The organism is Gordonia sp. SCSIO 19800, assembly GCF_018132775.1.
Classification (GTDB): Bacteria; Actinomycetota; Actinomycetes; order Mycobacteriales; family Mycobacteriaceae; genus Gordonia; species Gordonia hongkongensis.
On sequence record NZ_JAGRQM010000025.1, the window covers coordinates 1 to 13,455 of the forward strand.

The 13,455-nt window shown below is 69.6% G+C and carries 7 protein-coding genes; 2 read left to right on the forward strand and 5 right to left on the reverse strand.

Features of this window, described 5'->3' with window-relative positions:
• Window positions 1-310: 310 nt before the first annotated feature.
• On the reverse strand, window positions 311-1,024 hold the full coding sequence (locus KB201_RS21410) for a TetR/AcrR family transcriptional regulator (RefSeq protein ID WP_211540399.1): 714 nt from the start codon (window positions 1,022-1,024) through the stop codon (window positions 311-313).
• 102 nt (window positions 1,025-1,126) lie between these two features.
• Here KB201_RS21410 and KB201_RS21415 point away from each other — a divergent pair, with 102 nt between their 5' ends.
• The gene (locus KB201_RS21415) at window positions 1,127-2,047 is read left to right on the forward strand and encodes a sterol desaturase family protein (protein WP_211540400.1); all 921 of its coding nucleotides are present in this window, start codon (window positions 1,127-1,129) and stop codon (window positions 2,045-2,047) included.
• Window positions 2,048-2,358: 311 nt separating this feature from the next.
• Here KB201_RS21415 and KB201_RS21420 read toward each other — a convergent pair whose 3' ends face one another.
• The 4 genes from KB201_RS21420 to KB201_RS21435 form a co-directional block, all read right to left on the reverse strand.
• A complete protein-coding gene (locus KB201_RS21420; protein ID WP_231742673.1) occupies window positions 2,359-3,570 on the reverse strand; it encodes a TetR/AcrR family transcriptional regulator in 1,212 nt (403 codons plus the stop codon).
• Window positions 3,571-3,732: 162 nt separating this feature from the next.
• Window positions 3,733-7,428, reverse strand: coding sequence for a murein biosynthesis integral membrane protein MurJ (locus KB201_RS21425; protein ID WP_211540401.1), 3,696 nt, complete (start codon window positions 7,426-7,428; stop codon window positions 3,733-3,735).
• A gap of 389 nt (window positions 7,429-7,817) precedes the next feature.
• A complete protein-coding gene (locus KB201_RS21430) occupies window positions 7,818-10,538 on the reverse strand; it encodes a hypothetical protein (protein WP_249146250.1) in 2,721 nt (906 codons plus the stop codon).
• Window positions 10,531-11,763: an NUDIX hydrolase gene (locus KB201_RS21435; RefSeq protein WP_058253768.1), complete on the reverse strand. Its 1,233-nt coding sequence runs from the start codon at window positions 11,761-11,763 to the stop codon at window positions 10,531-10,533. Before KB201_RS21435 ends, KB201_RS21430 begins: the two co-directional genes overlap by 8 nt.
• 234 nt (window positions 11,764-11,997) lie before the next feature.
• On the opposite strand from KB201_RS21435, the gene KB201_RS21440 reads away from it, so the two are divergent.
• Window positions 11,998-13,446, forward strand: a complete 1,449-nt coding sequence (locus KB201_RS21440) for a CCA tRNA nucleotidyltransferase (protein ID WP_058253767.1) — start codon at window positions 11,998-12,000, stop codon at window positions 13,444-13,446.
• Window positions 13,447-13,455: the final 9 nt, after the last annotated feature.

Sequence of the window (13,455 nt, forward strand, 5' to 3'; positions counted from 1 at the left end):
AACGCTGGCGATCCACCCTGCCCACACACCAGCACCAACCATCAAAAGGCGACACCGACAACCGATCGGCGAAACCCTACCCACCCGTGAAAGATTCAGGCTGAGGAGGCCGGAGCCTGCGGAGACCGTCACGAAGGGTCCTGGTGAGTCGGGTTGCGAAGACCCTTTGTGACGCGCCCTCCGCAGGCTCCGGGCGCTCCTCAGGGGGCAGGGCGTTCTTTCGGATAAGGGAGCAGAGGAGGGCATCGCATTCACCCCACACAGCAGCGGTTCTGTAGTTCTTGCGGATATGGGAGCAGCTTCGAAGGGGTCAGGTCAGAAGCCGGCCATAGGCGGCGACGAAGAGCTCCACACAAACGTCGAGGATCTCGTCGAGCGCATAGCGTTCCGCGTCGGCGTCCCCCGCACCGGCGACGTACCAGTCGACGAGAAGCTGGGTGACTGCTCCGACCAGGCCCACCGACGCCAGCCGTTCGGGGTCAGACGTCGGTCGCGAGCCACGAGCGAGTGCCAGGATGAGCGCGGCCCAGTCGTGGATGGCGCGCATGCGGACCCGCTCGATCTCCTGGGACACCCCCACCACTTCGACGAGCATCACGCGTGCGCGCCGGGGATCGTCGGCGAGGCAGGACATGAACGCGCCGAGAGCCGCCCGCGTGACCTTCGGAACATGCTCGGCGGCAACGCCTTCCGCCGAATCCGATGATCCAGGGACGGCGCCGGCGATCTCCGCCGCGGCATCGACGGTAGCCGCCCGGACGAAGTCGACACAGTCGTCGTACACGGCGACGAGCAGGGCGGCGCGGTCGGTGAAGGACTCGTAGAAGTATCGCTGCGTCAGTCCGGCGAGGTCGCAGATCCCCTTCACCGACACGTTCGCGTATCCGTCGGTTCCGAAGGCGTCGAGCCCGGCCGCGATCAGGGCGGCGCGACGGCGTTCGCGCCGCTGCGTCGGGTCGGCTCCGCCATAGCGTCGTCCGGGCGGGGTCGGCGTCGACGGGGTCGGGTCCGGCACGGCTGTCACGCGAGCTCCCTCCCGGGTCTTTACAGCAGATCTTCTGACACGTTACCTTGTCAGAAGTAAGTGACATGGCATCGTGTCAGATATCGCTGTGAGGGGACAATCGTGCTGGAGTTCTTGCCGGAGCCGATGCGTGAGCCGACCGTGCTCGCGATCCCGTTCTTCGTCACCCTGCTGGCCATCGAGTGGTTCGCCGCGGCCAAACTCGAGCACGATGACACCGAGACAGCGCCGCCGGGCGCCTACGACTCGCGGGACGCGCGTTCGAGCGTCTCGATGGGACTGGTGTCGATCGCGACCAGCGCCTTCTGGAAATTCCTCGGACTCCTGCTGTACAGCGTGCTGTTCGCCTATGTCGCCCCGTGGCAGCTTCCCGCGGACGAGTGGTACACGTGGATGATCGCCTTCCTGGGCGTGGACCTCCTCTTCTACTGGAGTCATCGCGTCTCGCATCGGGTCCGCCTGGTGTGGGCGACCCATCAGGCCCATCACTCCAGCGAGTACTTCAACTTCGCGACGGCGCTGCGGCAGAAGTGGAACATCAGCGCCGCGGTGCTGATGTGGATCCCCCTACCGCTCCTAGGCATCCCGCCCGCCCTGGTGTTCGCCGCCTACTCGCTGAATCTCATCTACCAGTTCTGGATTCACACCGAACGGATCGGAAAACTGTGGGCACCCGTCGAATTCGTGCTCAACACACCGTCGCATCATCGGGTGCACCACGGCTGCGACCCCGAGTACCTCGACCGCAACTACGGCGGGGTCTTCATCCTGTGGGACCGGATGTTCGGCACGTTCGCACCGGAGATCCGCCGGCCCCGTTACGGCCTGACCAAACCGGTGGACACATACAACATCCTGCGACTGCAGACGCACGAATATGCGGCGATCGCGCGGGATGTGCGCGGTGCGTCGACGTGGCGCGCCCGCCTCGGCTACGTCTTCGGGCCGCCGGGATGGACGCCACGCGACCTGGTCGGAGAGCAGGTGGCGGGGACGACTGGCGCATCCTCGGAACGCATCTGACGGAGCGACCTCAAGGGCGAGGTCGGTCGGGCGCCATATGCGGTCACCGTGCCGATCGTCGTGACGAGTGAGATGAGCGCGGTCTGGATGCCGAGCACCGCCGGGCTGATCACGAAGCTCATGAGCCAGACCTCAACTCACTCAATCTGGTTCGTGCATCTGAGCCTGCCGCGAACAGGCATCCGAGCCCTGCTGCCACCACCGTCGCCCCGAGAACGGCGCAGCGCCCGAGGCCCCGGGGTCGGTCCTACGCTTCTCGCGTGTCAGGCGGTCGCGTGAGTACCGCGGGGCGGCCGAGGGAACCGTCACGGTCAGATACGAGCGCGCGGTATCAGGATGGCGTATGCCAGTTTCCTCAATTGCCCGTCGATGCCGGGCCGAGAGCGGAGCTCGGGGGACGAGATCACGTGGCCGGCGAACCCGGCCAGAGCCTGCTCCAGAGCCTTGGCATCGGCCTGTGACAGGCTGGGCGTACGCACGCGGATGGCAGTGGTCCACTCGGCGGAGTAGTCCGAGGTGATGCGGCCGAAAGAGATCTGGTCGGCTTCCGGTAGATACACCGCGTCCCGAACTGCCACGGCCAGCACCCGCCCATTGGGGCCCAGCGAGTAGTCGACGAACACGCGCAGGAGCACGTCGAGCGTGTCACCGGCGGCGGCTCCGTCGAGTGCCGCGATCGACGTCCCCAACAAGCCTTCGATGCCTCGACGGATGACCGTCCACAAGATCTCCGTCTTCCCTGCGTGCTCGTGATAGACGGTCGCCACCGAGACGCCCGCGTGGGCGGCGATCTCGTCGATACGAACGTTCCGGAAGCCGCGTACGAAGAACAACTCGGTCGCGACGTCGAGGATTCGTTCGCGTCGGGCGATCGGACTTCGACGTGATCGTGCGTCATCTGTCCCCACCACAACCGGAGCCGTGGCCAGGTCACAGTCGAGAATCGAGTCCGTGAGCGCTCGCTGGACCTGCATGAGCCGCTTGGCCGACAGTGAGCCACGCATCCGGGCCGTGCTCGAGTACACACTGAGGACAGCGGTCGCGAGTAGCTCCGCGCCCGCCGGGTCGACCGCGGGTCGGGCGGCGCTGATCTTCGCCGCCAGCGTGTCCACGAGTCCCCCGAAGGAGCGATTCAACTCGGACAGGCCTGATCGCTCCAGGTGCAATCGTTCGCGGTTCCAGAGGATGGAGACATCTCGATGCGCGGTCATGTCACCCAATGCGTCGAAGAACAACACGATTTGCTCCTCGGGAGTGCCGCCGCGCTCCTGCGCATCGGCCATGAACCGGCTGACGGTCCGCACCTGCGCGGTCAACGCCTGCGCGAGGATGTCCTGCTTGGACGGAAAGTGTCGGTACAACGCAGGCCCGGTCAGTCCGACCGTCGCCCCGATCTGTTCCATGCTCACGTTGCGATAGCCGAACTCCTGAAACAGGCGTGTCGCCTCTCGGACCAGGTGTTCGAGCCGGAGTTCGGGCAGTCGAGCGCTCTTCGCACTCGCGATGTCTGCGGATTTCGACACTGGTGTCGAGGGCAGCGGTACAGGAGACCGCGCCGATGGTTCCGCGTCATGCCCCGCTCGTACCCGAGTGCCGTCGTCGTTCATACCCCGTTGGTCGTAACTCGGACCTCGAGTTGCACGCGCCGATAATCGCGGGGCGCGGTCGGGTGCTCGACCGGTGCGTCAGCCGGCCATCGTGACGCGCGAGATCTCGGCCTGATAGCCGCTTCCCGAACTCGGCAGGTTCGTGAGCCAGACCATGACGTAGCGGGTGGTCGGCGGCTGGGCGATCGGAATCGTGGTAGACGCCTGGTCCACCTGACCCGACGCCACCGTCGTCGTCCGGGCGAACGCCGGACGCGCCGACGGCGACGTACGGATCTCGACGCTGATCCCGGGCGTCGGACTCTCGATGGTGACCGACCGCACCGGGCGTTCCGCTCCGAGGTCGAACATGAGGCCCAGCCCCGGCTTGAGCCCGCCGAAGTCCGGACGCCCGCGATAGTTGTCGGTCTGCCACGGCGGGGCGGCGCCGGTGATCACGTTGCGTACGTTCGCCGAGTTGTCCGGCGTCTGCGCGGAGAAGTCGACGACCGAGACCGACTGCAGCGCAATGGGTTGCGGGGCCGCCGGGGCCGCGGGCGTCGGCGGCGGCTGGGCGCCGGGCGGAGGCGAGGGCTCGGTCGTGGTGAGGATCGAGTCGATGTCGCTCGAGCCGCTGCTGCCGCCGAAGATGTTGGTGGCACCCACGATCAGCGCGATGACGATGAACAGCGCGAGGAGTCCGGCGCCGATGAGCAACGCCAGGTTGCGGCGAAGTGGCTTCTCGTCGCCACCGGCACCCAGTCGGGGCGCCACGCTCACCGGCGGCGGGGCGTCGGCGTCGGTGATGGCGGGCAACATGTCGGTGTTCAGGTCGACGACCGTGGCCTGATCGAGGACGTGCTGCACCGTGGCCGCGGTACGGATCCCGCGGGAACCGTCGAGCGCGCGCGCCGCGACCGCCGAGATCTCGAACGGGATGTCGGGCTTGCTGAGCCGCGGCTCGACCGGTTGTCCGTCCTCACCGGGTGTGGCCACGGGAATCCCACCCACGGGCTCGATGGAGTCGGCGGTGGTGATCAGCCGGGATCCGTCCGCGGGATCGAGTGCCCAGCGGTTGAGCAGGAGCGCGTACAGCACGGCCCCGAGGCCGCGGACATCGGACGCCTTGTCGTCCCCGGCGAGGGTGCCGGGGAACGCGAGCACGGCATTGCCGTCGTGGCTGATGCGGATGCGGTCGGGATGGTCGATGGACAGCGCGCCACCGCAGCGGTGGGCGATCTCGGCGGCAGCGGCGAGTGAACGCACCGCCCGCGCGGCGCCGATCGGCGACGGTCCCGACCCGGCGACATCCGCCAGGGACGATCCGGGCACCCATTCGGCGACGACGATGCCGCCCGACGATCCGCGGACGACGTCGAGGACCCGTGCCACCCCGTCGGAGTTGATCTGGCCCAGGCGCAGGGTGCGCGACAGCACGGCCTGCGGTCCCTGATCGGACATCTTGGCGGCCTGACCACGCTCGGGCGGCGGTGCGAGTTGCTCGGCGTCGACGAAGGTCAGCGCGACCTCGCGGTCGAGGTTGATGTCCTGGGCCCGCCAGAACTGCAGACCGCGGGTGCCGCCGTGCTGCTCGAGCAGTCGGTACCGGCCGCCGGCGACCGCGGCGCCGGGGATGAGGCGCGGTCCGCGGCGGCGTGGGCTCGCCGCGCTGTCGGCCGCACCGGTTTCGGCGGCGGGAGTCGGGGTCGGTGGAGTGGGTGCGTCGCCGGCTCGGGGCTCGGCGGGCGGCCCGGTGGCAGCAGTGGTGTCGACCTCACTGTCACTCACGCGACGGACTCCTCTCCTGCGGTATCTGATGTCGCGCGGTACCGGCGCGCGTTCGGGGATGGGGCGCACATCCCGGGTCGCGCCGATCGCGCCACCGGAGTGTACGGAGTACGACTGCCACGTCGCGGTACCTCTGTCGAAGCGGCGCAGCACCTGTACCTGACCAGAGTACGGGAGCGATTCGTCGCCGGTGACGCGCGGAAACTGAACTGTGATCGCCGGTGACTGTTCACGTTCGGGCTGCGGCGGCGGGGCGAGCGCCGGGATGAACCGGCCGAGCAGACGGCGTACGGCCAGCCCGATCGCGACGACATCCGGTACGCGGGCCGCGGCGAGACCGGCGTAGGTCACCGCGAGCACCACCGCGGCGGTCAGCCCGAGGTAGAGGACCGACCCCACCTTGCCCAGCCAGCCGATCATGTCGTCGAGACCGGTGAGTTTCGCGACCGCCCACACGGTGGCGGAGACCCCGATCGAGACGGCCAGGGTCACGACGGACGTGCGTGCCACATCCGAGAGCCGGGCCCCGCGAAGACGGCTGCGGAGCAGGAAGTGACCGACGACGGCACCGACCAGATAGCCCAACCCGTTGGACAGCGCGAGCCAGCGCACGACGAGTTCGGGATCGTCGAAGAGCACCGGCCCCAGGTACGACGACACCACCTTCACCACGGTGATGCCCAGCGCGATGAACGTCGGGGTCCACGCGTCCTCTCGGGCGTAGAACACGCGCAGCTGGACGAGGGTCATCGAGTACGGGATGAGGGTGAACGCACCCCACGACAGCACCGAACCCAGTTGCGACGCGGAGGCGGCGTCGAACTTGCCGAAGTTGAAGACGGCGATGGCGATGGCCGGTCCGAAGAACGTCATGAACGACACGACCGGGACGAGGGCGACCATCGTCAGTCGCGTCGCCAGGGACAGATCGTCGACGACCGCCTTGGTGTCGTCGGCGGTGGCGTTGCGCGACAGTCGCGGCATGATCGCGGTCAGGATGGTCACGCCCAGCACGCCGTACGGAAGCTGCAACAACTGCCAGTGGGTGAAGTAGATGCTGACGCCCGACGCGTCGGCCGACGATGCGATCCGGTAGGTGACGATCAGGCCGACCTGGAGCAGCGCCACATACGCGACGATGGCGACGGCCATGTTGCCGAACTGGCGCAGGCGCGCGTCGATGCCCCACTGCAGGCGCAGCCGCACCCCCGACTTGCGGAGGAACGGCACCAGTATCAGCGCCTGGAGCACGACACCGGTCGTGCAACCGATGCCGAGCACCAGGAGCTGCGGATCGGACATCCGGACGGGGTTGAGGGTGATCTCGCCGGGCACCACCGCGTAGAGCACGAGAGTGGTGATCTGCACGACGTTGTTCAGGACGGGCGCCCACGCACCCGGCTTGAAGTAGCCGCGCAGGTTGAGGATCGCGATGAACAACGCGGACAGGCCGTAGAACAGGATCTCCGGCAACAGCAGGTAGGCGAGCGCGGTGGACAGCTCGCGATTGACCTGCCCGTCCCCCAGGTTCAGATAGGTGAGCAGCGGCGCCGCGATCACCGCCACGACCGTCGCGGTCCCGAGGACGACGACGGTGATGGTGAAGATCCGGTTGATGAAACCCTCGCCGCCGTCGTCGTCCTCGGCCTCGGCCCGGGCGAGCAGCGGGATGACGATCGCGGTCAGCACGGCGCCGAGGACGACCTCGGCGATCATGTTCGGCAGCACGTCGGCCGCCTGGAACGCCGAGGCGATGGCAGGGCCGAGCATCGCGAGGATGAGCACGGTCCGCAGGAAGCCGGTGATGCGACTGAACAGGGTGGCGATCGCGATCGACCCGCTGGTGCGCAGGATGCTCGAGTCCGAGTCCCGCGCCAGACCGGTCGACGACGCTTTCCCGTCGGGCGCCTTCCCCTCGGGCGCCTTCTCGTCGGGTGCCTTCTGGACGGACACCGCGCCGGCGGCCACCGGACCGTTCGACGGTCGGCGGGGGTCGGACGCGGTCATGACCCGCGTGTTGTTCTGGGCCGGTGACACGTCCGGCCGGGCCGGCGTGGGTGCCGGTGGAGTAGGTGCCGATGGCGCGGGCGGACGCGGGGCCGAGGGTGCCCGCCCGCCCGGTCGCGGCGGCGCGGGTCGTGGGGCCGCAGACCGCGCGTCGGGCGATCCTGGTGCGGCAGGCCGTGGCGCAGTGGGTCCCGGATCCGGGGACCCGGGCGGGATCCGCGTCGGAGGGACCCGGCCACCCGGAACCCGGTTCGGCGGAATCCGCCGGGGTGCGGCGCGCTCGGGACGCTGGGGCGGCACCGGGCCGGGTGTCCCCGACCGCGGTGCACGCGGCTCATCGTTCCAGGTCACGTCGCTAGGGCCGCCGTCCTCGGGTCGTCTGATGTCGGTCATGGAGGGTCATCGCCCGGTTCCTCGCCGTACGTCCGACCCTCGCTCTGCAGGGTACGGCGTCGCTCCTGATACCCGCTTCCGGCAAGCATTCGCTCGAGTTCGTCGGGCTCGGGACGGTCGGCGTCGGCGGGATCGGGCTGGCCGCGGAAACGATGCCAGAGGCGACGCGCGGTGAGCAGGACCAGCGCTGCCGCAGCGATGATCGTGATGTAGAACAGCGGCTTGCCGTACGCGTTGGTGTGCACCGACAGGCTGATCGGCTGGCCCAGTGGCACGCCGGTGACCGTCGACAACCGGATCTGCACACTGATCGCCTCGGAGGCGTCGCCCTGGGTGGGCAGCTGGATCTGCCGGGTTCCGCGCGCCGGGATCTCGATCACCCCGAGGTCGCCGACCTCGATGCCCGCCGGCTCCGACGTGGTGATCCGGGCACGCACCGGGAGCGCGAGGTCGTTGCTCACGACCAGCAGCAGCGGACTCCGCTCGGAGGCCAGCGTGTAACGACCGCCGGGATCGAGGATGGTGACCGACCGCGACATCCGGTACAGGGTCGACGAGACCGCGTCGATGCGTTCGGTCTGCGCGCGCCGCAGGTGGGTGTAGACGGCCGACCCCTGGGCATCCGGGGAGCGGATCGCCCGGAGCTGGTCCTCGCGCAGCGGCGACATGTACCGCTCGGGGGTGGCGGCGACATCCGCCGAGCGCACCAGGGCGCCCTCGAACTGCCAGCTGTCCTCGACATTACGTCGTATCGATCCGGTCGCGTCGCTCGTCAGCACCGAGCCCACCTCGCCCACCGGACCGACCCCGGGCGGCTCGATCAGCCGCGCCTGCTCGGGCGCGGAACCGAGGTCGGCGGCCAGCGTCGACAGCGGAGCCGGTGTCGCGGCACCCGATTCGAGGAGCAGCCGTGCGGTGGTGAACAGGGCCTCGGCGTCGGCGGACGTGGGCGACCAGTACGTCGGGGGCATCAGGAACGCCGATCTGCCGACGACCGGGTCGGGCGACGGGCGTGCCCCGGGTGCGGTCGGACCGGGTTCCGGCGCGGCGATCGCGGGATAGGCGAGGGCACCGATCGCGCTCTGGCGCCTGCTTCCCTCGGACTCGTCGGACAGGTCGACGCGCTGACTCGGAGGCGTCAGAGCGGGGGTGGACGGCGCCGTACCGAGCGCGGCGAACGAGGCGGTCACAGGTGCGTCGTAGGTCTGGGCGGCGAGGTCACCGATCCGGTAGCGGCCGGCGGCGTCGCGGCGACCGACCGGCGCGACGGAGTTCGACGACACCGCGGTCGCGGTCATCTCGGCCTCGGTGAGGGCGGCGGCGCCGTCGGCGTCGATCGCCCCCAGGGCGGGGATCGAGAGACCGCGCACGCTCCGGACGCCGAGCACGGTGTCGATGATGTCGGCCGGTGACCGCAGCGCGGCCTCGGTGAGGCCGGTGTTGCCGATCCGGGTCAGGGAGGTCAGATCGGCCTGAGCGTACGGCAGGGCCACCACGCACATCCGCTGCGCGATCCATCGCAGGCCGGTGAGCCAGCGACCGGCGGCGTCCACGCCGTTACCGGGCCGGGTCGTCGACCTCGGATCGGCGGGGTTGTCGGACACCTCGTACCCCAGCGACATCGCGCGCACCGTGACGACGAGGTCGGGGTCGATCGCCAGGCACATGCTGTCGGCGAGCTTCTCCGAACCGGGCAGTGCGCTCGGTTGCGGGTTCTCCGGTGTCTCGGATGGCGGGGTGTCCGATGCCGCCGAATCAGATTGTGCAGGTGGAGGTTCCCCGACGACCCGCTGCAGCGCGGCGAGTAGCTCGGCGAGTCTGCCGCCGTCGGCGAGCGACCGCGCCATGTTCTCGTTGATCAACCGGACCGGTTCGGTGTTGCCGCCCAGCACACCCGGCGCGAGCTGCGGCGGGGCGGCCAACGGCCACACCATGGTCATGCGTGCCGGGCTGGACAGGTTCGCCGACACCGACCCGTCCGGCCCGAGCCCGACGACCGGGTCGGCGTCGGAGTACTCGGTGGACGGGTCGACGTAACCGGCGGCCCGGGTGTCGTCGGGCGGTAGGGACAAGACCGGCAGCAGCATCCGCGATCCCGCGACCTGCGCGGTGTTGCCGTACTCGGGGGTGCCGTTGACGTTGACCTGCATCGGGTACACGCCGGGCTGGGAGATGGCCAGGCCCTGGCCGTCGGGACCGTTGTTGGCCGAGAGTGCCATCGACATGCGGAAGCCGACGCTCTCGCCGGGGGCGAGCGAGTCGGACAGCGCCTCGAAGGGGCCGGCCACGGCGACGGCCGGATCGTCGTCGGCGAGGTCGGTGCGCAGGCCCGCGGCCGACGCCACCGGATCGCCGCGCTCGAGCCGGATGGTCAGGTCGGTGATGGACCGGTCGCCGACGTTGTCGACGCGTCCGCTGACGGTGACCACCGGCCGGCTGGTCGTGGTCACGATGTTCGGGGTCATCGAATCGATGACGATGCGGGCGAAGCGGCTCGGTGACCGGTCCGACGCGCCGGACCCGGCGTCGGAATCGCTGGTGGCCGTCTCCGGCGCCGCCGACGCCGGTCCCACCGCGCCGGACAGGACCGTCAGACCGAGAACGGCCAGGACCACGGCCGAGGCCAGCGTCGCGAGCGCGCCGGACCGCAGCGCATGCGAGAAGGCGAGAGAACGAGACGAACGAGGCTCGGCGGCGGACGGGCGCGGCTCAGCCATCGCCGGCCGCGGGCCGTCGTGGACGGCGCCGGCGCCGGCGCGGACGAACCGGGGGCGGTGGCTCGTTGCGGCGCTGGTTGCGCGCGGCGGCGGCTTTCTCATAGGCGTTGGGTTCGGTCCGGATGCTGTCGGCCTCGGACTGGGCCAGCCGGGTGGGGTCGGCGGCGAGTTCGGCGATCACACCCCGGGCCATCCGGGCGAGTCGCCGCTCGTCAGAGTACGTGAGCCGACGCGGGAGCTCGTGTAACGGCACCCAGGCCACCTCGGACACCTCGTAGTCGGCGTCGGACAGCTCGCCGCCCGTGCACCGCAGCAGGTAATGATGCACGGTCTTGTGGATCCGACGACCTTCGCTGACGAACCAGTAGTCGATCTTGCCGAGCGGGGCCACCACCGTGCCCTGGATCCCGGTCTCCTCCTCGACCTCGCGGATGGCGGTCTGCTCGGCGGTCTCGCCGGTTTCGATGTGTCCCTTGGGCAGCGACCACATGGTGCGTCCGCGACGGTCGACGCGACCGATGAGCGCGGCCGACAACTGGTCGACGGGGAGGTCGAGGTCGGAGATGACGAGCCCCCCTGCCGAGGTCTCGCGCACGGTGCGGAGTTTCTCGTTGCCCGCGCGGTCGGGATGGACGCGCTCGGCAGCCGGGCGTTCGGACGCACGGTCCGCCCGCGCCGTGCGCCGTCGACCCTTCGACGCCTTGCCGCCGGCCTGGGTCAGACCGGTCTTGGTCAGCTTGGCGCTGACGGCGACCATGTCCGACGGCTTCGGCGGGGTGACGCGGGGTCGCGCACGATCGGGATCGACCGGGAGCTTGTCGACGGGCTCGGCCTCGACCGGATCCGGGCACGCGGGATCGGCGGCCCGGGCGCGGGCGAGGTCATTGGGAGTCGGGTGATGAGTGCTGGGTGCCGGTTCGGAGGCCGGGTTGGGCGAGCCGGGTTTGTGGCCCGGCCGCGAGCCCGCCTGGCCGGGAGTCGGCTGCTTGTTCTTGGGTTGGGCATGACCGCTCTGTTTGTGCCCGTGCGGACTGTGCGCCGTCGGGGTGTGAGCGGGCGCCGCACCTCGGTTCTCGGACTTGCGCCGGCCCCGGCGGCGTCGGCCGCGCCGGGCACGACGCCCCTGGCCGGAGGCATTCTGCTCGCCTTGTCCGCCACCCTCACCGTGCGCACCCGACGAGACGCCGCTGACGTCTGAAGGGTTGGTCGAGGAATCGGTGGACACTCCACGATGCTAGCGGCTGGTCACCTGCAGTTTGTCCGGACGCCTCCGAGGGCGCGTAGGTTGTGGATTCGCAGTGTCGCGAGTGCGCCGGGGGTGTATGAGTCGTCGCCGACGAGCTGTGCGGCGTCGTCGTCGCGGGTCACGACGGTAGGGTGGCAAGCCGTGAACGACACTTCCCCGTCCGGTGCGGCGGCGTCTGGGCCATTCCGGAATGGGGCAGCCCAGCCGGACCAGGTGCACTCGGCGGACCCGGAACGGCGCACCCGTCTGCTCGCCGCCGCGGCGATCGCACTGCGCGACCTCGACGACGTCCTCGTGCCCCTCGGCAAGCTGTTCGAGACCGCCGGCCACGAGCTGTACCTGGTGGGCGGCTCGGTGCGCGACGCGGTTCTCGGGCGTCTGGGCAACGACCTCGACTTCACGACCGATGCGCGCCCGGAGACGGTGTCGCAGCTCCTCCGCGGCTGGGCCGACGCGTTCTGGGACGTCGGCATCGAGTTCGGCACGGTCGGGGTCCGCAAGGGCGACCACCTGATCGAGATCACGACGTTTCGCGCGGACTCGTATGACCAGGTCAGCCGCAATCCCGAGGTCACGTTCGGCAAGACCCTCGACGACGACCTGATCCGACGGGACTTCACCGTCAACGCGATGGCGGTCCGGATCGGCTCGGCGGGCGCCCAGGACTTCCGGGACCCGCTCGACGGGATGACCGCCCTGCTGGCCGGGGTCATCGACACCCCCGCCACGCCTGCACAGTCCTTCGGCGACGACCCGCTCCGGATGCTCCGCGCCGTGCGGTTCGTCTCTCAGCTGGGATTCCGGCTCGCGCCGCGCGTGTGGCAGGCGATCACCGACATGAACGGCGAGATCGAACGCATCACCGTCGAACGCATCCGTACCGAGCTGGACAAACTGATCTGCGGCGAGTTCCCGATCGAGGCGATCGACGCCATGGTCGAGACCGGTCTCGCCGAGCGGGTGCTGCCCGAGGTGCCCGGCATGAAGCTCACCATCGACGAGCACCACCAGCACAAGGACGTCTACCAGCACTCACTGACAGTGCTCCGCCAGGCCATCGATCTCGAGGACGGCGATCCGGACCTGGTGCTGCGCTGGGCGGCTCTGTTGCACGACATCGGCAAACCCGCGACGCGGCGGCACGAACCGGGGGGTGGCGTCAGCTTCCATCACCACGAGGTCGTGGGCGCGAAGATGGTGCGCAAACGGATGCGGGCGCTGAAGTATCCGAAGGCGGTGGTGTCCGACGTGGCGCAGCTGGTCTTCCTGCACCTGCGCTTCCACGGTTACGGCGACGGCGCGTGGACCGACTCGGCCGTCCGTCGGTACGTCACCGATGCCGGTCCCCTGCTCGACAAGCTGAACAAGCTGGTGCGCGCCGACTGCACCACCCGTAACAAGCGGCGCGCCCGGCGGCTGCAGCAGAACTACGACAGTCTCGAGCAGCGGATCGCCGACCTCCAGGCGGCGGAGGATCTCGAGAAGGTCCGGCCCGACCTCGACGGCAACGCGATCATGGAACTCCTCGGCGTGCCGCCCGGCCCGATCGTCGGACAGGCGTGGCGTCATCTGAAGGAGCTACGCCTGGACCGTGGACCGCTCAGCCGCGACGAAGCCGAGGATGCCCTTCGCGAATGGTGGGCGGCGCGCAGCGGTCAGTGAGGACTGCGA